23 protein-coding genes are annotated in these 24,421 nt (G+C 74.4%); 7 read left to right on the top strand and 16 right to left on the bottom strand.

Annotation, left to right across the window (positions count from 1 at the left end):
* Nucleotides 1–35: 35 nt before the first annotated feature.
* Nucleotides 36–1,457 carry a hypothetical protein gene (locus RDV89_RS03310; RefSeq protein WP_315731276.1) on the top strand — a complete coding sequence of 474 codons (1,422 nt, stop codon included), beginning with the start codon at nt 36–38 and terminating at the stop codon, nt 1,455–1,457.
* A gap of 25 nt (nt 1,458–1,482) precedes the next feature.
* On the opposite strand, the gene RDV89_RS03315 is transcribed toward RDV89_RS03310, so the two are convergent.
* Both RDV89_RS03315 and RDV89_RS03320 read right to left on the bottom strand, forming a co-directional pair.
* Nucleotides 1,483–2,361, bottom strand: coding sequence for a Cof-type HAD-IIB family hydrolase (locus tag RDV89_RS03315; RefSeq protein ID WP_315731278.1), 879 nt, complete (start codon nt 2,359–2,361; stop codon nt 1,483–1,485).
* Between the two features lie 58 nt (nt 2,362–2,419).
* Nucleotides 2,420–3,247: an SDR family oxidoreductase gene (locus RDV89_RS03320; protein ID WP_315731280.1), complete on the bottom strand. Its 828-nt coding sequence runs from the start codon at nt 3,245–3,247 to the stop codon at nt 2,420–2,422.
* A 116-nt stretch (nt 3,248–3,363) separates the two neighbouring features.
* On the opposite strand from RDV89_RS03320, the gene RDV89_RS03325 reads away from it, so the two are divergent.
* Together RDV89_RS03325 and RDV89_RS03330 are read left to right on the top strand one after the other, a co-directional pair.
* Entirely contained in the window at nt 3,364–4,305 is a 942-nt protein-coding gene (locus tag RDV89_RS03325; RefSeq protein WP_315731282.1) for an amidohydrolase family protein, read from the top strand.
* The gene (locus RDV89_RS03330) at nt 4,302–4,904 is read left to right on the top strand and encodes a cysteine dioxygenase (protein WP_315731284.1); all 603 of its coding nucleotides are present in this window, start codon (nt 4,302–4,304) and stop codon (nt 4,902–4,904) included. Before RDV89_RS03325 ends, RDV89_RS03330 begins: the two co-directional genes overlap by 4 nt.
* On the opposite strand, the gene RDV89_RS03335 is transcribed toward RDV89_RS03330, so the two are convergent.
* On the bottom strand, nt 4,874–6,124 hold the full coding sequence (locus RDV89_RS03335; protein ID WP_315731286.1) for an MFS transporter: 1,251 nt from the start codon (nt 6,122–6,124) through the stop codon (nt 4,874–4,876). The genes RDV89_RS03330 and RDV89_RS03335 overlap by 31 nt on opposite strands.
* A gap of 110 nt (nt 6,125–6,234) precedes the next feature.
* On the opposite strand from RDV89_RS03335, the gene RDV89_RS03340 reads away from it, so the two are divergent.
* Nucleotides 6,235–6,843 carry an alpha/beta hydrolase gene (locus RDV89_RS03340; protein WP_315731288.1) on the top strand — a complete coding sequence of 203 codons (609 nt, stop codon included), beginning with the start codon at nt 6,235–6,237 and terminating at the stop codon, nt 6,841–6,843.
* Between the two features lie 16 nt (nt 6,844–6,859).
* On the opposite strand, the gene RDV89_RS03345 is transcribed toward RDV89_RS03340, so the two are convergent.
* Genes RDV89_RS03345 through RDV89_RS03365 form a run of 5 tightly spaced genes read right to left on the bottom strand, consistent with a single transcriptional unit; the run spans nt 6,860 to nt 11,872 of the window.
* The gene (locus tag RDV89_RS03345) at nt 6,860–8,290 is read right to left on the bottom strand and encodes an FAD-binding oxidoreductase (protein WP_315731290.1); all 1,431 of its coding nucleotides are present in this window, start codon (nt 8,288–8,290) and stop codon (nt 6,860–6,862) included.
* Nucleotides 8,283–8,678, bottom strand: coding sequence for a universal stress protein (locus RDV89_RS03350; protein WP_315731292.1), 396 nt, complete (start codon nt 8,676–8,678; stop codon nt 8,283–8,285). The genes RDV89_RS03345 and RDV89_RS03350 overlap by 8 nt, the downstream gene beginning before the upstream one ends.
* Nucleotides 8,675–10,309 carry a tripartite tricarboxylate transporter permease gene (locus tag RDV89_RS03355; protein WP_315731293.1) on the bottom strand — a complete coding sequence of 545 codons (1,635 nt, stop codon included), beginning with the start codon at nt 10,307–10,309 and terminating at the stop codon, nt 8,675–8,677. Before RDV89_RS03355 ends, RDV89_RS03350 begins: the two co-directional genes overlap by 4 nt.
* A 13-nt stretch (nt 10,310–10,322) precedes the next feature.
* On the bottom strand, nt 10,323–10,877 hold the full coding sequence (locus tag RDV89_RS03360) for a tripartite tricarboxylate transporter TctB family protein (protein WP_315731295.1): 555 nt from the start codon (nt 10,875–10,877) through the stop codon (nt 10,323–10,325).
* On the bottom strand, nt 10,874–11,872 hold the full coding sequence (locus RDV89_RS03365) for a Bug family tripartite tricarboxylate transporter substrate binding protein (RefSeq protein WP_315731297.1): 999 nt from the start codon (nt 11,870–11,872) through the stop codon (nt 10,874–10,876). The genes RDV89_RS03360 and RDV89_RS03365 overlap by 4 nt, the downstream gene beginning before the upstream one ends.
* 123 nt (nt 11,873–11,995) lie before the next feature.
* Between RDV89_RS03365 and RDV89_RS03370 the strand changes: the two genes are divergently transcribed.
* Nucleotides 11,996–12,886, top strand: a complete 891-nt coding sequence (locus RDV89_RS03370) for a LysR family transcriptional regulator (protein ID WP_315731299.1) — start codon at nt 11,996–11,998, stop codon at nt 12,884–12,886.
* 15 nt (nt 12,887–12,901) lie between these two features.
* Here RDV89_RS03370 and RDV89_RS03375 read toward each other — a convergent pair whose 3' ends face one another.
* From RDV89_RS03375 to RDV89_RS03405, 7 genes are all read right to left on the bottom strand, one after another.
* Nucleotides 12,902–13,648 (bottom strand): sulfite exporter TauE/SafE family protein, encoded by a 747-nt coding sequence (locus tag RDV89_RS03375; RefSeq protein ID WP_315731301.1) that lies wholly within the window; start codon nt 13,646–13,648, stop codon nt 12,902–12,904.
* Between the two features lie 28 nt (nt 13,649–13,676).
* Nucleotides 13,677–14,654, bottom strand: a complete 978-nt coding sequence (locus RDV89_RS03380; protein ID WP_315731303.1) for an NAD(P)-dependent oxidoreductase — start codon at nt 14,652–14,654, stop codon at nt 13,677–13,679.
* A gap of 8 nt (nt 14,655–14,662) precedes the next feature.
* On the bottom strand, nt 14,663–16,054 hold the full coding sequence (locus tag RDV89_RS03385) for an enolase C-terminal domain-like protein (protein ID WP_315731304.1): 1,392 nt from the start codon (nt 16,052–16,054) through the stop codon (nt 14,663–14,665).
* Entirely contained in the window at nt 16,047–17,654 is a 1,608-nt protein-coding gene (locus RDV89_RS03390; protein ID WP_315731305.1) for an aldehyde dehydrogenase (NADP(+)), read from the bottom strand. The genes RDV89_RS03385 and RDV89_RS03390 overlap by 8 nt, the downstream gene beginning before the upstream one ends.
* Nucleotide 17,655: 1 nt before the next feature.
* On the bottom strand, nt 17,656–18,567 hold the full coding sequence (gene kdgD / locus RDV89_RS03395) for a 5-dehydro-4-deoxyglucarate dehydratase (RefSeq protein WP_315731306.1): 912 nt from the start codon (nt 18,565–18,567) through the stop codon (nt 17,656–17,658).
* Nucleotides 18,568–18,685: 118 nt separating this feature from the next.
* On the bottom strand, nt 18,686–19,894 hold the full coding sequence (locus RDV89_RS03400) for an L-talarate/galactarate dehydratase (protein WP_315731307.1): 1,209 nt from the start codon (nt 19,892–19,894) through the stop codon (nt 18,686–18,688).
* A 154-nt stretch (nt 19,895–20,048) separates the two neighbouring features.
* On the bottom strand, nt 20,049–20,453 hold the full coding sequence (locus tag RDV89_RS03405; protein ID WP_315731308.1) for a YjbQ family protein: 405 nt from the start codon (nt 20,451–20,453) through the stop codon (nt 20,049–20,051).
* A gap of 173 nt (nt 20,454–20,626) precedes the next feature.
* Here RDV89_RS03405 and RDV89_RS03410 point away from each other — a divergent pair, with 173 nt between their 5' ends.
* Nucleotides 20,627–21,925 carry a sensor histidine kinase gene (locus tag RDV89_RS03410; RefSeq protein ID WP_315731309.1) on the top strand — a complete coding sequence of 433 codons (1,299 nt, stop codon included), beginning with the start codon at nt 20,627–20,629 and terminating at the stop codon, nt 21,923–21,925.
* 41 nt (nt 21,926–21,966) lie between these two features.
* On the opposite strand, the gene RDV89_RS03415 is transcribed toward RDV89_RS03410, so the two are convergent.
* Entirely contained in the window at nt 21,967–23,247 is a 1,281-nt protein-coding gene (locus RDV89_RS03415) for an HNH endonuclease signature motif containing protein (protein ID WP_315731310.1), read from the bottom strand.
* A gap of 251 nt (nt 23,248–23,498) precedes the next feature.
* Here RDV89_RS03415 and RDV89_RS03420 point away from each other — a divergent pair, with 251 nt between their 5' ends.
* Nucleotides 23,499–24,413: an EamA family transporter gene (locus tag RDV89_RS03420; protein ID WP_315731312.1), complete on the top strand. Its 915-nt coding sequence runs from the start codon at nt 23,499–23,501 to the stop codon at nt 24,411–24,413.
* Nucleotides 24,414–24,421 lie beyond the last annotated feature (8 nt).

A 24,421-nucleotide genomic window follows, 5' to 3' on the forward strand; every position in this document is an offset into this window, starting at 1 on the left:
CGACCGCGACGCGGTCTGGGACCGGGGGGACCACCATGGACCGACACCTGCGTCGCGCGCTCGGCGCGGCCACCGCCACGCTGGCGCTGCTCGCGCTGCTGATCGCCGGGCTCGTCCTGCCGTCGACGGCGGCCGCCGCGGAGCCGGCGGCGAGCGGCACGACGACGATCTCCGGCACGGTCACGCTGCCGGACGGGCGCAGCGACATCGAGACCGTCACGGTGGTGCTGGCGCAGTCCAACGGAGGGGGCTTCGGCCTCGTCCTCACCGAGCAGCAGACCGTGCCGGTCGGCGGTTCCTACCGGTTCGAGGTCGGCCCCGGCACCTACGCCGTGGTCGCCTTCCCCGTCTCCTCGTTCATGAGAACCCATCCGTACACGCCCGTGTGGTCCGACGGGACCTCGACGGGACCGCGCCTGCCGACCGATCCCGGCTCGTTCGCAGTGACGGCGGCTTCCCCGCCGGTCGAGCACGACCTCGAGCTGCTGTACGCCGACCTCGTCCAGGGCCAGGTCACGGACGAGAACGGTGTCCTCACCGAGGCCGTCGACGTCGTGCCGCTGGTCTGGGACGGCGCCACCTGGGTCGCGGACTACACGCTGGCCGACACGACCAACCCGGACGGCACCTTCCGGATGCGCCGGGGCGCCCTGCCGGCGGGCGCGGCGGTCACGTTCGTGGCCACGAAGTTCGGCATCGAGTTCGCCTACCTCGGCGGCGGCACCGTCCGCCCGACCGGTCCGCCCGCGCAGGTCCCCCACGTCGTCGTGCCCGCCTCCGGCGACCTCGTCGTGCCGACCATCCGCCGGGTGCCGCCCGCGTCGGTCGCCCTGCAGGGTCCGGCCCCCGTGGACGCGCGCGGCGTCCCGGTCGCCGCCCGCGTCGTGGTGTGGCGCTGGGTCGACGCGGGCTCCTACAGCCACTGGGAGCGGTACGCCTCGCGCGAGGTCGACGGCGGCTACTGGATCCCGGTCCCGCCCGGTCAGCGGCTCACCGTGTCGTGGGAGGCATCGGGCTACCGGACCGCCTGGTACGGCGGCGGCACGGCGCTGCCGGCGCGGCCCGACGACCGCACGTCGCTGACCACCCCGACCCGAGGCCCGCTCGACGTCGGCCCCGCCGTCCTCGAGGCGCTCCCCCGCACCGGCATCTACACCAACGTCACGGCCGCGAGCCCCTACCGCTACGGCGGCGTGGGCAAGCCGAAGCGGCTCTCGGTCTGGTACGGCGGTCGCGACGGCCGCCGCATCACCGGCCGGGTCCAGGTGACCGCGCGCGAGGTCGCGACGGGGCGCACCACGACGGCGTCCTACTGGTACGACGGGCGCGGCCGCCACGTGTGGACCCACGCGTTCACGCAGCGCGGGAACCACCGCATCAGCGTCACCTTCGTGCCGAGCGACCCGGCGTACCAGGGATCGACCGTCTCCTACACGCTGTGGGCCTCCGCGAGCTGAGCGACGACGCCCGGCGCTCAGGCGCTCAGGCGCCCAGGCGACGCAGCAGGGCGTCGAGGACCTGCACCACGCCGGCCTCGGTGTGCGGCGGCGCCGTGTGCCGGGCGCGGGCGAGCACGTCGGGGTGCGCGCCGGCCATGGCGAAGGAGCCGTCGGCGGCATCGAGCATCTCGAGGTCGTTGAGGTAGTCGCCGAACGCGACGGTCTGGTGCGCGCCGACCCCCAGCTCGGCCTGCAGGCGCCGCACCGCGTCGCCCTTGGTGACGCCGCGCGGCATCACGTCGACCCAGTGCGCGCCCGAGACGACGACCTGCTGCCCGCCGGCGGCCGGACGGACGAGGTCGGCGACGGGCTCGGAATCCGCGGCGTCGTGGAGCGCCACCTTTACCACCTCGTCGTCGACCGCCGTGAGGTCGTCGACGACGGTGCGCGCGGCGTAGTAGGTGTCCACCTGGGCGAGGAACGCGGCGTCGGTGCGCTCGACGTACGCCGACCGCTTGCCGCACACGACCGTGCCCAGGTCGCGCTCCGCGGCGATCTCGCGGCCGCGGCGCACCAGGTCCGCGACGACCGCGGGGTCCAGGGTGGTGGAGCTGACCTCGACGCCGTCACGCACGACGTACGTGCCGTTCTCCGCGATGAAGACCATGCCGTCGGCAGCCCGCTCGAAGAGGCGGTGGAGGGTGGCGTACTGCCGCCCGCTGGCCGGCGCGAACGCCGCCCCGACGGCGTCGAGGCGCTCCAGCAGCGGCCACAGCGCGTCAGGCACCCGGCCGTCGCCGTCGAGCAGCGTGCCGTCCATGTCGGCGACGACCAGCCCGAGCCCGTCGGGCAGGTCGGGCAGGTCGGGCAGGTCGGGCAGCCGGGTCGGCTCGGTCAGGTCGCTCGGCTCGGTCTCACGCACCGCTCCAGACTGGCACGCGGAGCGCCCCGGTCCCGCCTCGTCGACGGCGTCGTCCCCGTCACCCCGCCAGCACGTCGGCTAGCGAGAGCGGCTCGCGGCCGGTCACGCGTCGCACGTCGTCGCTGACGGCGGCGAGCTCGCCCGCGCGGATGGCGGTGTAGGTGCTGACCCACGCGTCGTACTGCCACTGCGGGGCCTCCCAGCGCCGGCGCGAGGCGTACGCCTCCTCGTCGGTCTCGTCGTGGAAGCGCACCGGCCGGCCGGTGGCGGACGCCACCCGGGCGGCGACCTCGTCGAGGGTGAGCGCCTCGGGACCCGTGAGGTCGTAGATCGCGCCCGCGTGCGCGGCCGGGTCGAGCAGTGCCACGACGGCCGCGCGGGCGACGTCGGCGCGCGCGACGGCCGCCACCCGCCCGTCGCCGGCCGGACCGCGCAGGACGTCGTCGTCGCCGACGAAGTGCGGCAGGAGGTCGAGGTAGAAGTTGTCGCGCAGGAAGGTGCGCGCCAGCCCGGCCTCGTCGATCGCCCGCTCGGTCGCGTGGTGGTCGCGCGCGAGGGTGAAGGTCGAGGTCGGCGAGGCGCCGACGAACGAGGTGTAGACGACGTGCCGCACGCCCGCCTCCGCGGCGGCCCCGACGAGCGCCCGGTGCGCCGCCACCCGGTCGGCGCTCTCGCCCGCGGAGACCATCAGCAGGGTGCTCACGCCCTGCAGCGCGGCGGCGTCGGGGGTGGCGTAGTCGCAGGTCCGAGGCTCGGCGCCGGGCAGGTCCGGTGCGCGTCCCGGGTCGCGCACCAGCAGTCGCTGGGCGACCCCGCGCTCCGCCAGGTCCCGCGCGATGAGTCCCCCGACCGCGCCCGTCGCTCCCGTCACGCCGATGAGTGCCATGCGTCCACGGTGCCACAGCGTGAGACGGCCCGGGCACGACCACGATCGGCACCTAAAGTCGATCGAACCAGTTCAGTTAGTGCGCTTCGGCGCGGAGCGGCAGAGGGAGGCAACCCGTGGGCGACGCGGTCGACGTGCACCAGCACCTGTGGTCGGACACGCTCGTGGACCGTCTCCGGGCCCGCTCCCAGCCGCCGTACCTGCGCGGCTGGACGCTGCACCTCGACGGCGAGCGCCCGTTCGAGGTCGACCCGACGGCGCACGACGTCGCCGCCCGGGTCGCCGCCGACGAGGCGGACGGGGTGGGCTCGGCCGTCGTGGGGATCTCCTCCCCGCTGGGCGTCGAGGACCTGCGCAGCACGTCCGCAGGGCCGCTGCTGGCCGCGTACCACGCCGACGTCGAGGCCCTGCCGGGCCACTTCCGCGCCTGGGCGAGCGTGGCGGCCGACCCCGACCTCGACCAGCTGCGCCACCGGCTCGGCACCTCGCGCTACGTCGGCCTCCAGGTGCCCGCGACCCACCTGACGACCCCCGCCGCCTGGGAGCGCGCTGGGGCGCTCCTCGACGTGGTCGCCGCCCAGGGCTCCGTGCTGTTCGTGCATCCCGGCCCCGAGCCCGCCCGCCCGGGCGCGCGCGACCTGCCGGCGTGGTGGGCGCCGACGGTCGGCTACACCGCGCAGCTGCAGGCCGCGTGGTGGGCCTGGCACGCCGCGGGCGTACGCGGGGACCACCCGCGCCTGCGCGTGCTCTTCGCCGCCGGCGCCGGCCTGGCTCCCCTGCTCCGCGAGCGCCAGGCGCTGCGCGACCCCGAGGGCCTGCTCGCGCGCGGCGTGGTCGACCCGCACGTCTACCTCGACACCTCCGGGCACGGACCGCGCGCCCTGGAGTCGCTCGTGCGCGTCGTCGGCATCGACGCCCTCGCGCTCGGCAGCGACCGGCCGTACGCCGCGCCCCTGGACCACCTGCTCGACCCCGCGGCGACCCACGCCGTGCGGGTCACCAACCCCCACCGCCTGCTCGACGGAGCAGGCCGCCACCTGGAAGGAGCACGACCATGACCCTCGTCGCCGACGACACCCGCCAGCCCGGCCACTCCGAGAGCGGAACGGCGTGCCGCCTCCCCGTCGCCGCGGACGCCGCGGCCGACCTGGCCTCCTACCCCGCCGACCTCACGGTCGCCGACCTGCCGCGGCGCGACCTCGACCCCGCCGAGCTCGAGGCCGTCGCCGCCGCGGTCGCCCAGCAGCCGGAGACCTGGCGCCACCTCGTCGGCTTCGACTCCGAGGAGCGCGTGTACGCCTCGCTGCACCGCGACGCGCACGTCGACATCTGGCTGCTGTGCTGGACCCCGGAGAACGACACCGGCTGGCACGACCACGACGTGTCCTCCGGCGCCGTCGCGGTCGTCGACGGCGAGCTCGTGGAGAACAACCTGACCCTGCTGTCCGGCGCCCGCGAGACCAGCGTCGGCGCGGGCCGGGTGTTCTCCTTCGGCCCCGACCACATCCACCGCCTCAACGGGGCCCGCGCGGGGTCGGTGAGCATCCACGCGTACAGCCCGCCGCTGTGGCGGATGGGGCAGTACTCCGTCGACGACGCGGGGACGCTGCGCCGGGTCTCGCTGTCCTACGCCGACGAGCTGCGGCCGCTGGACTGAGCGCGCCGGGCGCGCAGCGAGATGCCCGCCGCGACGAGGCCGCCGACCAGCGGCAGGACGAGCGCGACGCGCAGGCTGCTGGCCTGCGAGACCACCCCGATCAGCGGGGAGGTGAGCAGGAAGCCCAGGCGCATCAGCCAGCCGACGAGCGCGATGCCCGTGCCCTCCGGCAGGCCGGGCACGCGGTCGGCGGCGGCGAACGCGGCGGGCACGAGCGTGGCGCTGCCGAAGCCGGCGAGGCCGAAGCCGAGCATGGCGACGGGGTACGCCGTCGGCGCGACCACCAGCGCGGCCCCCAGGGCGATGAGCAGGCCGCCGCTGACCGCCACCCGCTCGCGGCCCCACCGGTCGGTCATCGGGTCGCCGAGGACGCGGCCGACGAACTGGCTGGCCACGACCGTGGCGACACCGAGCGTCGCGACCTGCGCGGGCGCCGCCGTCTCCGTGTGGAGGAACAGCACCACCCAGTTGCTGGCCACGTCCTCGACGACGGTGCCGCAGATCGCGAGGGCGACGAGCGGGAGCAGGAGGACGAACGGGCGCCGGGGTGCCGTCGCGGGGGCCTCGAGGGCGGCGCCGGCCGCCGCCTCCCCCGCGGTCTCGGCGGCCTCCTCGACGCGGGCGGGCACACGGGCCAGGACGGAGGCGCCGATCGCCGCGAGGGTCCACACGGCGCCGTTGACTCCCATCTGCCAGCCGAGCGGGATCCCCAGGTTGGCGCCGACCGCACCGATCACGCCGCCGGTGGCGGCACCCAGGCTCCACGTGGCGTGCAGCGAGTTGATGATCGAGGAGCCCTTCCACCGCTCGACGGCGACGCCGTGCACGTTCTGGGCGGTGTCGACGACCGCGTCGACCGCGCCACCCACGAACAGGGCGAGGACGAAGACCGCCAGCGACGGCGCGCCGCCCGCCAGCGTCATCACCGCGGCGAGGGCGGCCGACCCGACCGCGGTGACCGCGCGGGCGCCGTAGCGCCGCACGATCGGTGCGCCCACGGCCGCTGCCGTGATCGATCCCAGGGCGAAGGCCACCACCGCGAGCCCGAAGCCCGCGTTCGACAGGCCCAGGGCCGCCTTGATCTCGGGGTAGCGCGGCAGCAGCGCCGCGAACAGCACACCGTTGGTGAAGAACATCAGCGAGACGCCGGCACGGGCCCGACGCACGGTCGGGGCACTGGCGCTCGGGCTGGCACCGACACTGGCACGGGGGTCGTTCACCGTCGGAACGTAGGCGGTGCTCGCCGCGGTGGCCAAACCCCGCGCGTACCGTCACCGGCGGGGTACCGGGCGCCCGACCCGAGCAGCAGCCGACCCGACGGAGGTAGTGCATGGAGCCGCGGCTGATCGCCGTCCAGGAGCCCGACCGGCCACGAGGCGCGGTGCTCGTCATGCACGGCGGGGGCTCGCGCCCCGGCAGCCCGATGGTGAGCCCGGCCCAGCTCTCTGTGCTGCGGATGAAGCCCCTCGCCCGCCGCGTCGCCCGAAGGTCCCGCGACCTCGCCGTGCACCGGCTGCTCAACTCGCACCGCGGCTGGGACCCGACGACCACCCCGGTCGACGACGTCCGGTGGGCGCTGGGTCGCCTCGCCGAACGCTACGGCGACCTGCCGACCGCGCTCGTCGGGCACTCCCTGGGCGGGCGCGCGGCGCTGCTCGCGGGCGGCGCCGCGCCGGTGCGCGCCGTGGTCGCGCTCAACCCCTGGGTGCTGCCGAGCGACGCGACGGACCTGCGCGGACGCCGGGTGCTGGTCGTGCACGGCACCGCCGACCGGATCGCCTCCCCCGCCCGCGCCCGCGCCCTCGCCGACCGGGTCGCGCGCACGACCGACGTCCGCTTCGTCGAGGTCGAGGGCGGCAAGCACGCGATGCTGCGCCAGCACCGCGAGTTCGAGGACCCGGCCGCCGACTTCGTCGCCGAGGTCCTGCTCGGCGGCTGAACGTCGAGGCGTCGCCTCAGGACGCGGCGAGCACCTTGCCCGGGTTCATCCGGCCGTCGGGGTCGATCGCCCGCTTCACGGCGCGCATCAGGTCGAGCTCGACGTCGGACTTGTACGCCGCGGCCGCGTCCCGCTTCGCCGTGCCGAGCCCGTGCTCCGCGCTGATCGACCCGCCGTGGGCGGCCACCTGGGCGTACAGCACCTCGGTCAGGCGCGGCGCCAGCGCCAGGAAGTCCGCGTCGTCGGTGCCGGGCGGCTTCGACAGGTTGTGGTGCAGGTTGCCGTCGCCGACGTGGCCGTAGGCGACGACGCGTACGCCCGGCAGCTCGCGCGCCAGCCCCGCGTCGCACGCGGCGACGTAGTCCGCCATCGAGCCGAGCGCCACCGACACGTCGTGCTTGAGGCTGGGGCCCTCGTGGTTCTGGGCCTCCGAGATCCCCTCGCGCAACGCCCACAGGGCGTCGAGCTGCGGCCCGGTGGCCACGACGGCGTCGACGAGCTGGTCGCGCTCGGCCGCGGCGGTCAGCAGCCGCTCGGCGAGGGCCTCGACGTCGGCGTCCGGGGCGGTGTCGCCGAGCTCGACCAGCCCGCACCAGGGGTGCTCGGGACCGAGGGGGTCGCGGGTGCCGGGCACGTGGTCGAGCACCATGGCGCGGCTCGGCGCCGACATCACCTCAAACGCGGTGACGCGCTCGCCGGCCACCTCCCGGGCCGTGCCGAGCAGGCCGACGGCGGCGGCGAGCGAGTCGAGTCCGACCCACAGCCCGACGCGGCGGCGCACGGCCGGCTGCAGGGCCAGCACGACGGCGGTGACGACACCGAGGGTGCCCTCGGCGCCGACGAAGAGCTGCTTGAGGTCGTAGCCGGTGTTGTCCTTGCGCAGGCCTCGCAGCCCGTCCCACACGCGGCCGTCGGGCAGCACCACCTCGAGGCCGAGCACCAGCGCCCGGGTGCTGCCGTAGCGCAGCACGCCGGTGCCGCCGGCGTTCGTCGCGACGACCCCGCCGACGGTGCAGCGGCCCTGCGAGCCCATGGTCAGCGGCAGCAGCAGGCCCGCGGCCCCGGCGGCCGCCTGCGCGTCGGCGAGCACGACGCCGGCCTCGACGGTCAGCGTGCGGTTGGCGACGTCCAGGTCGCGCACCGCGCGCAGCCGGTCGGTGGAGACCACCACCTGCGTTCCGCTCGCGTCGGGCACGGCTCCGCCGCACAGGCCCGTGTTGCCGCCCTGCGGCACGACGGCCGCGCCGTGGGCGGCGCAGGCGCGCAGCACCGCCGCGACCTCGTCGGTGGTGGACGGGAGGACGACGAGGGCGGGCCGTCCGGCGTACGCGCCGCGCCAGTCCGCCGCGTACGTCGCCAGGCGGTCGTCGTGCACCCCCGGGACGAGCACACCGCGCTCGCCGACGACGTCGACGAGCGCGGTGCGGAGGAGGTCGGGATCAGCCACGCGGCTTGACCGCGAGGATCGGGCGGTCGAGCTCGAGCAGCACCCGCTGGGCGTCGCTGCCGAGGAACAGCTTGCCGACCGGCGAGCGGCGCCGGATCCCGATCACCACGACGGAGGCGTCGACCTCGTCGGCCAGGGCGGCGATCGCCCCCGGCAGGTCGTCGTGGTGGGTGGGCTGGCGCAGCTCGAGCGGTACGCCCGCCGCGGCGGCCGCCTGCTCCAGCTGGGCCCGGCGATCGTCGCCCACGAGCGCCTTGTCGACCAGGGCGCCGCCCTGCGGCGAGTTCAGCACCAGCAGCGGCTCGCCGCGGCGGACGGCCTCGGCCAGCGCGGCCTCGAAGGCCGCGTTGCCGGGGGCGGTGTCGACGTAGCCGACGAGGACGGTCATGACGTGGCCTCTTCCTTGGAGTTGTCGCGCGGGACGTCGCCCGCGCCCGTGGTGCCGTCGGTGTCCGGACCGCCCGCGGTCGGGCCGGCGTGACCGGTCGGGCCGGTCGGGCCGCTCGGGCCGCTCGGGCCGGCGGCGTTGGCGCCGCCGGACCGGGTGCGGCGGTAGACGAGCCCCAGCAGCGGCAGGACCAGGACGATCACGAGGACCGCGAGGAGCGTGCCGGAGATCGGCCGGGTGGCGAAGCCGCTGACGTCACCGTCGAACAGGATCAGCGAGCGGCGGGCGTTGGACTCGAGCAGCGAGCCGAGCACGAACGCGAGCACCAGCGGGCCGGGCTCGAAGCCCGCCTTCTTCATCAGGTAGCCGAGGACGCCGAAGACGACCACGAGCAGGATGTCGAAGGTGTTGTTGTTGACCGTGTAGACGCCGATCATCGTGATCAGCACGGTGATCGGCGCCATGATCGTGGACCGCACCGTCAGGATCTTCACGAACAGGCCGACCAGCGGGATGCTCATCATCAGCAGCAGGATGTTGCCGATGTACATCGAGTTCACGACGCCCCAGAACAGGTCCGGGTGGTCCTCGACGAGGCCGGGGCCGGGGGTGATGCCCTGGATCAGCAGGGCTCCGAAGATGACGGCGATCGTGGCGTTGGCCGGGATGCCGAGCGTCAGCAGCGGGATGAAGGACGACGTGGCGGCCGCGTTGTTCGCGGTCTCCGGGGCGGCGACGCCCTCGACGGCGCCGCGGCCGAACCGCTCGGGGTTCTTGGCGCGCTTCTTCTCCAGGCCGTAGGCCGCCAGCGACGACAGCGTCGCACCGCCACCGGGCAGGATGCCCAGCACGAAGCCGATCACCGAGCCGCGGCCGATCGCGCCGGAGGACTGACGCAGCTCCTTGCGCGAGGGCCACGGGTTCTTGACCTTCGACATCGGCTTCGCGAGCTTCTCGCGATTCTCCAGGCTGTGCAGAATCTCGGCGAGACCGAAGATGCCCATCGCGATCGGCACGAAGTCGAGGCCGTCGGCCATCGACAGCGAGTCGAAGGTGAAGCGCTCCGCGCCGGTGAAGCCGTCGCGACCCACGGTCGCGAGCAGCAGGCCGATGCCGGCGGCGACGAACGCCTTCGTGCGCCCGCCGTTGCCGACGGCGGCGACGAGCAGGATGCCGAGCATCGCGAGCAGGGTGTACTCCGGCGGGCCGAAGTCGAGCGCGAAGGTGGCGACGAGCGGCGCGACCAGGGTCAGCGCGACGATCGAGACGGTGCCGCCGACGAACGATCCGACGGCGGCGATGCCGAGCGCGGTGCCGGCCTTGCCCTGGCGCGCCAAGGCGTACCCGTCGAAGACGGTGACCACCGACGACGCCTCGCCGGGCAGGCGCAGGAGCACCGAGGTGATCGTGCCGCCGTACTGGGCGCCGTAGAAGATGCCGGCGAGCATGATGATCGCGGTGACCGGCTCGACGTTGAACGTCAGCGGCAGCAGGATCGCGATGGTGGCGGCCGGGCCGAGGCCGGGCAGGACGCCGACGAGCATGCCGACGACGACGCCGATGAGGCAGTAGAGCAGGTTCTCCGGCTGGAGGACCACGCCGAAGCCGTCGATGACCGGGGCGATGTCCACGGTGCGGCTCCTCTCAGAACAGGTGCGGGATCGAGACCCGGAGGGCCACGACGAAGATGCCGTAGAAGGCGGCGACCATGAGCAGCGCGCCGACGACGGAGGTGCGCCAGGCCTCGCGGCCGAGGAACTTCAGCCAGACGAAGGCGAGCGCGGCCGACGGGATCTCGAAGCCGATGACCTCGATCAGGTAGGCGAACGGCACGAGGCTCAGGACGGCCGGCACGATCACCCAGCTCTCGGAGGTGAACCGCTCGGTGTCGTCGGTGGCGCGGGCCTGCAGCAGGAGGACCAGGCCGAGCAGGGTGATGGCGCTGGAGATGACCAGCGGCCAGGTGCCGGGGCCGGGCGAGCCGAGCGACCCGGCGCCGAGCGCCCAGGAGCCCAGCACGCCGGCGAGGCCGAAGCCGATCACCAGCAGGGCGATGACGGCGTTGGTCACCACGCCCGCGGGCTCGGGCTTCTCGGCGTCCCACTGCGCGGCCAGCTCCTCGGGCGTGGCCGCCTCGGGGGCGCCGTCCGGCCCGGTCGGGGCCGCCGGCTCGGCGGCCCCGGGGGCGGACGAGGTCACGACTCGCCGCCCATGTCGATGCCGTACTCCTCGATCAGCGCGGCGTAGGTCTCCTTCTGCGCGTTCCACTCCTCCGCGACCTCCGCGCCGTCGAGCTCGTAGGGCGTCAGCAGGGCGTTCTCGTTGAAGGACTGGTACGCCTCGGTGGCGAAGGCCTCGTCGAAGGCGTCCTTGAGGGTGTCGATCGTCTCCTGCGGGGTGTCCTTCGGCGCGACGATCGCGCGGTACTGCGCGACCGGGACGTCGTAGCCCAGCTCGGTGGCGGTCGGGACGTCCTCGAAGTACTGGTTGCGCTCCTCGGAGAAGACCATCAGCGGGACGATCTCGCCGGCCTCGATCTGCGGGTACGCCTCGCCCAGCTGGATGCTGGTCACGTCGACCTGGTTGCCGAGCAGCGCGGTCAGCGCGGGCGACCCGCCGTCGAACGGGACGTCGTTGCCCTGCACGTCGGTCTGGTTGAACAGCAGCTCCTGCGAGAGCTGGCTGCCGGTGCCGACGCCCGTGGTCGCGTAGTCGATCGTCTGGCCGGCGGCCTCGACGTCCTCGAACGACTCCCAGCCGGAGTCGACGTTGGCGACGAGCACGTAGTCGTCCTGGGAGATGCCGGTGACGACCTCGTAGTCGTCGAGGGAGACGACCTCGTCCTCGCCGACCACCAGGGAGGTGATCGCGATGAGCGAGGCGTTGATGACCATCAGCTCCTGGCCGTCGGCGTTCTCGCCGGACAGCGTCTGGGCCGCGAGCGCACCGTTCGCCCCGGGGCGGTTCATCACGGGGACGGGGACGCCGAGGTCGGAGGAGACCGGCTCGGCGAGCGCGCGGGCGATGAGGTCGGTGGACCCGCCGGCGTCCTGGCCGACGGTCAGGTTGATCGCGCCGTTCGGGAAGTCCTCCGCCGAGGAACCGCCGAGGTTTCCGCCGCAGGCGGTCAGGGAGAGCCCGAGGGCGGCGGTCGAGAGGGCCGCGACGCCGCGGACGAGACGGTGCTTCTGCATGGGAGCTCCTGGGATTTCGGTCGGTCAGACGGCCCTGTGATCGCCGTCACGCGAGGACACTAGGAGCCGCGCGTCATGCATGTCCAAACCCGATGAGGCATTGCATGATACCGTCCGCGCATCATGTTCTCGTTCGAGCAGCTCCGTGGCTTCGTGACCGTCGCGGAGGAGCTGCACTTCGGCCGCGCCGCCGAGCGGCTGAACATGACCCAACCACCCCTCAGCCGCCAGATCCAGAAGCTGGAGCGCTCGATCGGCGTCACGCTGCTGGACCGCGACAACCGCCGCGTCGAGCTGACCGCCGCGGGGCGGGCCTTCCTCGTGGAGGCCACGCGGCTCCTGGCCCTGGCCGACGCGGCGCCGGACCTGGCGCGGCGGATCGCCGAGGGCACCACCGGCATCGTGCGGGTCGGGTTCACCGCCGCCTCGACGTTCGGCGTGCTCACCGACGTGCTCGACCGGATCTCGGTGGCGCTGCCGCAGATCGAGCTCGACCTCTACGAGATGGTCACCCGCGAGCAGGTCGAGGCCCTGCTGGCCCACGAGATCGACCTCGCCCTGGCCCGCCCGCCGTTCGACCCGGACCTCTTCGGCTCCCGGCTGATCCGCCGCGAGGAGCTGGTGGTGGCGGTGCCCGCCGGTCACCCGCTGGCCGCGCTGGACCGGCCCGTCGAGGTGGGCGACCTGGCGGGCGTACCGCTCGTCATGCACTCGCCGACGAAGGCCCGCTACTTCTACGACCTCGTCGTCGGCCTGCTGCCGGTCGAGCACCACAACGTGGCGCACACGGTCAGCCAGGTCGCCACGATGATCTGGCTGGTCGCCGCGGGCCGCGGGGTCGCCTTCGTGCCGCGCTCGGCCGCGCGCCTCGGCATCGACGGCGTCGTGCACCTGCCGCTGCGCACGCGGGAGGCCAAGCCGGTCGAGCTGCACCTGCTGTGGCCGCGCGACTCCACCAACCCCGCTCTCCCCCACGCCTTGGCCGCGCTCGAGGAGCTGGACCCGGACGGCTGAGCGCCGCCCGCGCGGTCAGCCCAGCGCGAGGTGCGCGGCGAGCGCCAGGCCGGCGATGCCGATGCCCCAGCGCAGGGCCGTCTCGGGCAGCACGCGCACCAGCTGCGGGCCGGTCCACCCGCCGACGAGGGCCCCGAGGGCGACGCAGCCGGCGGCGGACCAGTCGACCGGCGCCAGCAGGGCGTACACGACGGCCGCCACCGCGTTGGCCGCCGAGGTCGCGAGGTTCTTCACCGCGTTGGTGACGGGGAACGGCTCGCTCGTGCGCACCGAGAGCACCGCCAGCATGATGATCCCGGAGGCGGCGCCGAAGTAGCCGCCGTAGACGCCCACCGCAGCCACCTGCGTGCCGGGCATCGTGCCGGCGTCGAGGCCACCGCGACCGCGGCGCGCGACGTACGCCCGGATCCGGTCGCGCGCGAGCAGCAGCACCGCCCCGAGGGCGACGAGCCCCGGCACCACGACCTCGAAGGTCTCCTCGCCGCCGAGCAGCAGCAGGCCGGCTCCGACGGTGCCGCCGAGGGCCGACCAGGCGCAGAGCACGGCGACGCGCCGGCCCTGGCCCACGAGCTCGCGCCGCGAGCCCACCGCGGTGCCGACCCCGTTGGCCAGCAGCGCCACCGAGTTGGTGACGTTGGCGGCCAGGGGCGGCAGACCGACGGCGAGCAGGGCGGGGTACGAGGCCAGCGAGGCGAGGCCCGCGATCGAGCCGCACAGGCCCGCGCCGACCCCGGCGAGCACCAGCAGGAGCGCCTCGGTCACGACCCGACCGCCGGCCGGGTGCGGTCGCTCAGGACCGGACGACCGCGTCGGACTCCGGCACCGGGGTCACCAGTCGTCCCTCGCCCAGCCACGTGTCGAGATTCTCCAGCACGAGCCGCGCCATGTCGGCGCGGGTCTCGACCGTGCCGGAGGCCATGTGCGGCAGCAGCACGACGTTGTCGAGGGTGCGCAGGGCCGTGGGCACGTGGGGCTCGGAGGCGAACACGTCGAGGCCGGCGCCGCCCAGGCCGCCGTCCACCAGCAGATCGACGAGCGCCTCCTCGTCGACGACCGACCCGCGGCCGACGTTGACGAGGAACCCGCCGGGCCCGAGGGCCTCCAGCTCCTCGCGACCGACCAGCGGCGAGGCGGCGGTGCCGCCGGCCGCCGCGACGACGAGCAGGTCGACGCCGCGGGCGAGGTCGAGCGGGGAGGCCGCGTACGGGTACGAGACGTCCATCAGCTCGCGGCGGTTGTGGTAGCTCACGGAGCAGCCGAAGGCCTCGAGCCGGTGCGCGATGGCGCGGCCGATCCGACCGAGCCCGAGGATCCCGACGCGCGAGCGCGACAGCCGCCGGGTGAGCGGGAACTCGACGCCCCCGGGGTCCCAGCCGCCGGCGCGCACCCAGCGGTCGGCCGCGCTGAAGCCGCGCATGGCGTCGAGCGCCAGCGCGACCGCGGCGTCGGCCACGCAGTCGGTGAGCACGTCCGGGGTGTTCGAGACGACGACCCCCGCCTCGGCGAGCGCCGCGGCGTCGATCGTGTCGTAGCCGACCCCGAAGCTCAGCACCGCCCGCAGCCGCGGGAGCGAGTCGAGCAGGTCGGTCTCGAACCCGGCCCGGTTGGACGTCACCACGATCTCGGCGTCCGCGCCGAACGCGGCCACCGTGTCGCTGCCGAGCGCCGCGCGGCCCGCGGGGAGCTCGGGGGCGGCGTAGCGCTGCGCCAGCGTCGCGGCGAGGTCGGGCTTGAGTCCGGTGGTGCGCAGCACGCGCCCGGGCGTCACGGCCGCCGTCATCGGTCGAGCGCCGGTCGCTTGGGGTCGAAGGACCAGCCGGGCACCAGGAACTGCATGGCGGCCGCGTCGTCGCGGGCGCCGAGGCCCTCGCGCAGGTAGAGCTCGTGCGCCTCGGCCAGCCGCTCCTCGTCGAGCTCGACGCCCAGGCCGGGCGTCGTCGGCACGGCGATCCGCCCGTCCACGATCCGCAGCGGGTCGCGGGTGATGCGCTGCCCGTCCTGCCAGATCCAGTGCGTGTCGATGGCGGTCGGCTCGCCGGGCACCGCTGCCGCGACGTGGGTGAACATCGCCAGCGAGACGTCGAAGTGGTTGTTCGAGTGCGAGCCCCACGTCAGGCCCCACGCGTCGCACATCTGGCCGACGCGCACGGAGCCCGCCATGGTCCAGAAGTGCGGGTCGGCCAGCGGGATGTCGACGGCGTTGGTGCGCACCGCGTGGCCCATCTGGCGCCAGTCGGTCGCGATCATGTTGGTGGCCGTGGTCAGACCGGTGGCCCGCTTGAACTCGGCCATCACCTCGCGCCCGGAGTAGCCGCCCTCCGCGCCGCAGGGGTCCTCGGCGTACGCGAGCACGTCGCGCAGCGCGCGGCCGTGGCGGATCGCGTCCGCCAGCAGCCAGCCGCCGTTGGGATCGAGCGTCACCCGCGCCTCGGGGAACGCGGCGCCGAGCGCGGTGATGACCTCGACCTCCTGCTCGCCGGGCAGCACGCCGCCCTTGAGCTTGAAGTCCGCGAACCCGTAGCGCTGCTGCGCCGCGCGGGCCAGCGCCACCACGGCGTCGGCGTCGAGCGCCGTCTCGTGGCGCAGGCGGGTCCAGTCGTCCTCGCCGTCGGGCTCGGAGCGGTACGCCAGGTCCGTGCGGCCGCGGTCGCCCACGAAGAACAGGTAGCCCAGCGCCTGCACGGAGTCGCGCTGCTGGCCCTCGCCCAGGAGCTCGGCGACCGGCACCCCCAGCGCCTGCCCGTGCAGGTCGAGCAGGGCCGACTCCAGCGCCGTGACGACGTGCACCGTCGTGCGCAGGTCGAAGGTCTGCAGGCCCCGACCGCCCGCGTCGCGGGAGGCGTACGCGTCGGCCACCTCGCGCAGCAGGGTGCGGAAGCGCGCGACGGGCTGGCCCACGACCAGCCGCGCCGACTCCTCGAGCGTCGAGCGGATCGCCTCGCCGCCGGGCACCTCGCCGACGCCGGTGCGGCCGTCGGAGTCGGTGAGCACGACGATGTTGCGGGTGAAGAAGGGCGCGTGGGCGCCGCTGAGGTTCAGCAGCATCGAGTCGTGCCCCGCGACCGGGACCACCCGCAGGCCGGCGACGACCGGCCCGCGGCCGGCCGCCTCGACGACGCGGCTGCGCTCGAGGGTGTCCGTGCTCGTGCTGGTCGCCGTCTCAGTCACGGGTCAGGTCCCCCTCGACCTGGCGCCAGATGCCGAGCGGGTTGGCGTCCGCGACGGGCGCGGGGAGCAGGTCGGCCGGGACGTTCTGGTAGGCCACGGGACGCAGGAAGCGCTCGATCGCCAGCGTGCCGACCGACGTGCTCCGCCCGTCGGAGGTGGCCGGGAACGGGCCGCCGTGCACCATCGCCTGGCCGACGTCGACGCCGGTCGGCCAGCCGTTGAACAGGATGCGGCCCACCTTGTCCTCGAGCACGGGCAGCAGCGCGGCCGCGGCCTCGTGGTCGGCGCCGGTGGCCTGGAGGGTCGCGGTCAGCTGGCCCTCGATCTCCTGGGCGACCCGCACGAGCGCGCTGGTGTCGTCGGCGACGACGACGACCGACGAGGACCCGAAGTTCTCCTCGCCCAGCGCCGGGTTCGCGACGAACGTCTCCGCGGGCACGGTGACGACGAGCGCCTGGCCCTCGGTGGGCGCGCCCTCGGCGGGCGTGGCGCCCCGGCCGACGACCCGCACGCCGTCGGCGTTGACGAGCCGCTCGACGCCGGCCTCGTAGGCGGAGTGGATGCCGGGGGTGAGCATGGTCTGCGCGGCGCAGCCGGGCAGCTGCTCGCCCACGCGCTCGAGGAAGGTGTCGAGACCCTCGCCCGCCACCGCGAGCACGAGACCCGGACTGGTGCACAGCTGACCGGCTCCGGTCGTCAGCGACGCGACGTAGCCGTCGGCGATGCCCGCCGCGTCCTCGGCGAGCGCGCCGGGCAGCAGGAACACCGGGTTGATCGACGACATCTCCGCGTAGACGGGGATCGGCACCTCGCGGGCCGCGGCGACCTGCATGAGGGCCACGCCGGCGCGGCGCGAGCCCGTGAAGCCGACGGCCTTGATCGCGGGGTGAGCGGCGAGCGCGGACCCGACGACCGGGCCCTCGCCGTAGACCATCGAGAAGACGCCCTGCGGCAGCCCGGACTCCGCGACGGCCGACGCGATGGCGCCGCCGACGAGCTCGGAGGTGCCGGGGTGGGCCTCGTGGGCCTTCACCACGACGGGGCAGCCGGCCGCGAGCGCCGAGGCGGTGTCGCCGCCGGCGACGGAGAAGGCGAGCGGGAAGTTGCTGGCGCCGAAGACCGCGACGGGACCCACGGGCACCTTGCGCTGGCGCACGTCGGGACGCGGCAGCGGGGTGCGCTCGGGCAGCGCGGTCTCGATGCGGGCGCCGTGGAAGGAGCCGTCGCGCACGACGGAGGCGAAGAGCCGCAGCTGGCCGGTGGTGCGCCCGATCTCGCCGCGCACCCGCGGCTCCGGCAGGCCCGACTCGAGCAGCACCTGGGCGACGAGGGTGTCGCCCAGGGCGGCGATGTTGTCCGCGACCCGCTCGAGGAACGCGGCGCGCTCCTCCGGGCCGGTGGCCCGGTAGACCGGGTGGGCCTGCGCGGCGAGGGTGGCGGCGATGTCGACCTCGGCGGCCGAGCCCAGGCCGTACTCGACCCCCACCTCCTCACCGGTGCGCGGGTCGACGGCACGCACGGTGCCCTCGGTCCCGAGCACGCGTCGCTCGCCCAGGAACATCTCGCCGGTCAGCCCCGAGGCCGCCTGCGGCTGCGTCATCTCAGATCACCTTCTTCACGAGGTCGGTCAGCTCGGCCAGCTCCGCGTCGGTCAGGTCCGTCAGCGGAGGACGGACCGGACCGGCGGGACGACCCGCGGCCGTCAGGCCGGCCTTCACGATCGAGACGCCGTAGCCGGCCTGGCGGTCACGGATCGCAATGTAAGGCACGACGAACTCGCGCAGTCGGGCGAGGACCTCGTCGCGCTCGCCGGAGCGCACCGCGGTGTAGAACTCGGTGGCCCAGCGGGGCGCGAAGTTGAAGATGGCGGACGAGTACGTGGTGACCCCGAGCTCCAGGTACGGCAGCGCGTACGTCTCCGCCGTCGGCAGGCCGCCGACGTAGACCAGCCGGTCGCCCAGCCGCGCGTTCAGCGTGGCGAGCAGGTCGATGTCGCAGATGCCGTCCTTGAACCCGATGAAGTTGTCGAACTCGTCGGCGAGGCGCTCCACGGTCTCGGCGGAGTAGCGGGCGTTGGCGCGGTGGTAGACGACGACGCCGATGTCGGTCGAGGCGCAGACGCGGGCGGTGTGCTCGTAGAGACCGGCGTCGGACAGCTCGGTCAGGTACGGCGGCAGCAGCAGCACCCCGTCGGCCCCCGCCTCGGCGGACGCCCGCGTCATCGCCACGGCCTGGGTGGTGCCGTAGCCCGCGGCGCCCATCACCGGGATGTCGGTGATCTCGTCGACCGTGGCCCGCACGACCGTGTCGACCTCGGCGTGGGTCAGCGAGAAGAACTCGCCGGTGCCGCCCGCGGCGAAGAGGCCCGCGACGTCGAACTGCGCCAGGTGGCGCAGGTGCTCGCGGTAGGCCGCCTCGTCGAAGGCCAGGTCGGGGGTCGTGTGGGTGACCGGGAACGAGAGCAGTCCGGAGCCGAGCGCGGTGCGCAGCTCGTCGGGGGCGTAGCGACCCATCGTGGATCTCCTTGAGTGGTGAGGTCGTGGTGGTGGCGGGCGCCGCCGGCCGGGTGGGCGCGGCGCCGGAGCGGTGGGTCCCGCGGACTCCGTCGGGACGTCGCGGAGCCCGCGAGGATCAGGGGCGGGTGCCGAGCTCGGCGGTCGCGACGGTCCAGGCGCGGGCCTGGTCGCTGAGCGTGAAGCCGAGGCCGGGGCGGTCGGAGACCCACATGCGGCCGTCGCGCGTCTCGAGGCTCTCGTTGAACAGCGGGTCGAGCCAGTCGAAGTGCTCGACCCAGGGCTCGATGGAGTACGCCGCCGCGAGCTGGACGTGGATCTCCATCGCGAAGTGCGGCGCCATCTCGAGACGCTTGCTCTCCATGATCGTGGCGAGCTTGAGGAACTGCGTGATGCCACCGATGCGCGGGGCGTCCGGCTGCACGATGTCCTGGGCGCCGGCCTCGATGAGCCGCAGGTGCTCGTCGACGCTGGCCAGCATCTCGCCGGTGGCGATGGGGGTGTCGAGGGCACGGCGCAGCTCGGCGTGGCCCTCGGCGTCGTAGGCGTCGAGGGGCTCCTCGATCCAGACCAGGCCGAACTCCTCGAAGATGCGGCCCATCCGCATGGCGGTGGCGCGGTCCCACTGCTGGTTGGCGTCGACCATCAGCGGCACGTCGGGGTCGAGGTGCTCGCGCACGGCGGTCACGCGGGCGACGTCGGTGCGCCAGTCGGGCTGGCCGACCTTGAGCTTGATGGCGCCGATGCCCGCCTCGAGGGACTTGGCCGCGTTCTCCATGACCTCCTGGATCGGCGTGTGCAGGAAGCCGCCGGAGGTGTTGTAGGTGCGCACGGAGTCGCGGTGCGAGCCGATCAGCTTCGCCAGCGGGAGACCGGCGCGCTTGGACTTGAGGTCCCACAGCGCGACGTCGAACGCGGCGATGGCCTGGGTGGCGAGACCGCTGCGACCCACGGAGGCACCGGCCCACGCCAGCTTCGTCCAGAGCTTCGCGATGTCGCTGGGGTCCTCGCCGATCAGCACGTCGCCGATCTCGCGGGCGTGCGCGAACTGGCCGGGGCCGCCGGCGCGCTTGGAGTAGGAGAAGCCGACGCCCTCGTGGCCGCCCTCGGTCTGGATCTCGACGACGAGGAACACGACCTCGGTCATCGGCTTCTGGCGACCGGTGAGCACCTTCGCGTCGCTGATCGGCGTGGCCAGGGGCAGCACGACCGAGGAGAGCTTGACGTGGGCGATCCGGTCCACCGTGGAGGGTCCCGCGGACGCCGCGACGAGGGCGGCACCGGGGCCGGCGAGCGCGCTGGTGGGCGGGGTGGCGGTGGCGGTCATCGGCTTCCTCCGTGCGGTCTCGGGCCGGCAGGCGGGTGTGGCCGCCGACACAGTGAGACTAGGAAGCCGGGGTCATTCCCGTCCAACACTTCTCTGGCATCCCGCGATACCTTGCGCGCATCGGGCGTACGGCGCCCCTCGCGGCCCGGCCGCCTCAGCCCGTCAGGAAGCTGAACCGCACCTCGCGCTCGTGGTTGTCGACGTTGAGGTCGACGAGGCACACGCTCTGCCAGGTGCCGAGCATCAGGCGGCCGTCGATGACGGGCACCGTGGCGTACGGCGGGACGAGCGCCGGCATCACGTGCGACCGTCCGTGGCCCCGGGTGCCGTGCCGGTGCTGCCAGCGGTCGTCGGCGGGCAGCAGGTCGGCAAGCGCGGCGAGCAGGTCGTCGTCGCTGCCGGCACCGGTCTCGAGGATGGCCAGGCCGGCGGTCGCGTGCGGCACGAACAGGTGGAGCAGGCCGCTGCCGCGCGACGACCCGTACGCCTCGCAGTCGCGGGTCAGGTCGAGCACCGTGTCCTGGCCACCGGTGCGGTAGGAGCGCGTCTCGGAATCCATCCGGCCATGGTGGCAGCCGGGGTGTGACGCGGCCGACTCCGCGCGGCGCGCGATCGGCCGTGACGTCGGGCGCCGCCGGGCGTTGGGCCTGCGGCACCGGCGGACCGCCGTCCGCAGCGTCCGCTCTCGGGAGAGCACGACGACCCACCACCCCACCGGGAGCGCACCGCCGCATGCACCGTTCCACCGCCACCACCCTGGCCGACACGGCCCCGCTCGACGTCCTGCGGCGCCGCGACGAGGAGATCGCCCCCCTCGGGGTGCTCGACGCCGCCCCGAAGGAGCTGCAGGCCGTCGTCGACATGGCCGCGAGCATCGCGGGCGTACCCCTCGCCAGCGTCAACGTCGTCACCTCCGAGGCCCAGCACCAGGTCGCCACGGTCGGGTTCGACGGACCGCCGGTCGAGCGCGCCTCCTCGCTGTGCGCCCGGACCGTCGACGACGGCCGGCCGGTCGTGGTCGCCGACGCGCGCCTCGACGAGCGGTTCCGCGACAACCCGTGGGTCGACGGACGCGCCGGGGCGGTGCGCTTCTACGCCGCCCACCCGCTGGTGACCTCCGACGACGTGGTGATCGGCACCCTGTGCGTCTTCGACGTCGAGCCGCGGGAGGTCGACCGTCGTCAGCGGCTCGGCCTGCAGGCGCTCGCCGACCGGGTGGTCGACGTGATCGAGATGTCGCGCCAGGCCCAGGCCCTGGACGCCGCGCTCCTGCGGGTCACCGAGGTCTCCGCCGAGCTGCAGCGCTCCAACGAGCACCTCGCCGCGTTCGCGGGACAGGTCAGCCACGACCTGCGCAACCCGCTGACCACCACGTCCATGGCGCTGCACCTCCTGCGCGACGTGCTCACCGAGCACGACGAGCTCGGCGACCTCGGGAACGGCAGTGACCTCGGGGACGACGCACCCGCGCCGCGGACGTCACTGGCCGACGGTGTCGACGTCCTCGACCACGCCCTGCGCAGCGTCGCCCGCATGGAGACGCTGGTGGAGGACCTGCTGTCGTACGCCCGCGTGGGCGGCGAGCACGGCCGCGTCGCCGTGGACCTCCGCCAGGTCGTCCGCGACGTGCTGTCCGACCTCGCGGACGCCCTGGTCGGGGCCGACGTCACGGTCGACGCGCTGCCGACCGTGGTCGGTGACCCGACGCAGCTGCGCGCCGTCCTGCAGAACCTCATCGCGAACGCGGCCAAGTTCGTCGCCCCGGGAACCCGCCCGCGCATCGAGGTCTCCGCCCGGCGCACCCGCTCCGGAGCACCGGGCTGGGTGGTCGAGGTCGCCGACCGCGGGATCGGGATCGACCCGACCGAGACCGAGCACGTCTTCGAGCCCCTCGTCCGCGTGGGCGAGGCCGAGGGATCGGGCATCGGGCTCGCAACGTGCCGCCGCGTCGTGGCGAGCCACGGCGGCCGGATCAGCCTGCTGCCACGTGCCGGCGGCGGCACCGTCGCGTGGTTCTCGCTGCCGGACTGACGTGCACGGTCTCGGCCCAGGGTGCTCTGCAGATGTGCCGTCTAGGGCCGTCGCACGAATCTGACGCTGGTGTGGCCGAGGGGATGTCGGGTGCGGCGGGTCTCGTAGCGGGGGTCGTGGACCTTGCGGTGGTGGTGGCCGCACAGCAGTCCGGCATCTCTCACCGTGGTGGAGCCTCCCGCGGACCAGAGGGTCCAGTGGTGGACCTGGCACTGGTGGGCCGGTCGGTCGCAACCGTCGGTCACGCACGTCTTGTCGCGGATCGCGATCGCCAGTCGTTGCGGTTTGGAGTGGTAGCGCTGCGCCCGTCCGAGGTCGAGCACCTCGCTGCTGCCGCCCAGGACCGCGGGCACGAGATTCGCCGAGCACGCCAGGCGCCGGGCCTCGGCGGCGCTGATCCGCCCGCCGGTGTCCAACGTGGCCACGCCCAGGTCACGTAGCAACGCATCGAGGTCGAGATTCACCACCACGGTCGCGCTCGTGCCGCCCACCTCGGGCAGGTCGCGGGCATCGAGGCCTTCGATGAGCTCGACGAACGCCTTACCGCGGCGCAGCGGCGACGGGGTCCCGGTCGCGAACCGGTCCGCCTCATCAGAACTGGCGTTCTTGTGGCCCGGTGAGGCGTAGGCGTCCAGTGCCTTGCCCAGCATCTCGGCGTGCAGGGTCGGCAGGATCCCCCGGACCGAGGTGCGCCCGTCGCCGAGGTCACGCAGCGTCAACGACGCCGCCGCCATCGCCGAACGCTCCTCGGCCGCCAACAACCGCGCCTCGTGCGCCTCACCCACCTCCGGGGCGACCACGTCGAGGATCCGCTTGCCGAGCTTGCGCAGCGCGAGTGCGTCGAACCGGGCCGCGTTCTCGACCAGCACCGCCTCCGCCCGCTGCCGTGTCTCGGCGTCGAACTCGTCCGGCAGCGCGTCGATGGCGCGGACGATGACGTCGGCCTGGTCGAGCGACACGGCGCCGGCTGCGGCGGCCGCGGCCACACGTACGTACCGCTCAAACGCGCCACCCACCCGCAGCACCCGGTACGCCTCACCCCGCGTCACGCCGGTCGCGTTCGCGAACCACACCGCCGTCGACGGCGACCCATTCACACGGCCGACCTGCAGCTCATCGGCACGCGCTGCGAGCTTCGCGGCCAGGGCATCGAGCCTGGCCGAGACCTGCTGCACCGCGACCAGCGCCGACCGCGCATCCGCCTCACCGAGCGTCAGCAGACCCAGCTCGAGCGCGTCCCCGACGTGCTCGTCGGCGCGCCCGATCGCCGCCAGCACCGGATGCCTCGATCCCGGCGAGAAGGTCCCCGTTCCCCCTGCCATGAACCCACTCAAGCAGGAGCCACCGACAGTCCGGCCCGGCCGGAGACTCAGTTGTGGAGAAAGACCCGAAGGGCTCCCAGCGCGTCCGAACCGACGCCGGGGACTCTGTGCCGGAACGCTCGACCTCGACCCCGTCCGAACGGGTCCCAAGTCGAGCGTTACCCGGTGAACCGGGTAATCCAGAGGAGCCGGCTCCCCCACCACCCCGGCCGATTCGGCGCCGCGCGGGCGGCGCGGCGAGACTGCGCGGCGTGAGCACGGAGGCGGTGGCGGCGCGACCCGCAGGCGACTCGACGACCACCCCGACCGACGGCACCGTCCGGCTCTCGGGCGTCGCCCTCGTCCTCGGCTCGTGCGTCTCGCTGCAGTTCGGCGCCGCGATGGCGATGTCGCTGTTCCCGGTCGTGGGCAGCTGGGGCACGACGGCCGTGCGCCTCGCGATCGCCTCCCTGGTCCTGCTCGTGCTCGTGCGCCCGCGGGTGCGGCACTGGCGGCGCACCGAGTGGGTCGCCGTGGTCGCCTTCGGACTCACCTTCGCCGGCATGAACGGCTTCTTCTACGCGGCGATCGACCGCCTGCCCCTGGGCGTCACGGTGTCCATCCAGTTCCTCGGACCCCTCGCCCTGGCGGCCGCGCTGTCCCGGCGCCTGCGCGAGCTCGGATGGGTCGGCCTCGCGCTCGCCGGCATGGCCCTGTTCCTCGTCGCCGACCTCACCGGCCACAGCGTCCTCGACCCGCTGGGGGTGGCGCTCGCCCTCGCCGCGGGCGCCTTCTGGGCGCTGTACATCCTCGCGAGCCACCGCGTCGGCGCACTGGTGCCCGGGACCGGCGGGCTCGCGGTCGCGCTCGCCGTCGGCGCGCTCGTGCTGCTCCCGTTCGGCGCCCGCGCGTTCCCGACCGTGGCGCTCGACCCGCGGCTCCTGGCGATCGCGGTGGGCACGGCGGTGCTGGCGTCCGTGGTGCCGTACACGCTCGAGCTCGCCGCCCTGCGCCGCCTCCCCCGCCCGGTCTTCGGGGTGCTGCTCAGCCTCGAGCCCGTCGTCGCGGTCGTCGCCGGCCTGGTCCTGCTCGGGCAGGGGGTCAGCCTGCTCGTGGTCTGCGCGGTGCTGCTGGTCGTCGCGGCCAGCGCGGGCTCGACGCTCTCGGCGCGCGCCCGCGCGGCCTGAGCTCCCCG

This window comes from Nocardioides imazamoxiresistens, from assembly GCF_032378595.1.
Lineage (GTDB): Bacteria > Actinomycetota > Actinomycetes > Propionibacteriales > Nocardioidaceae > Nocardioides > Nocardioides imazamoxiresistens.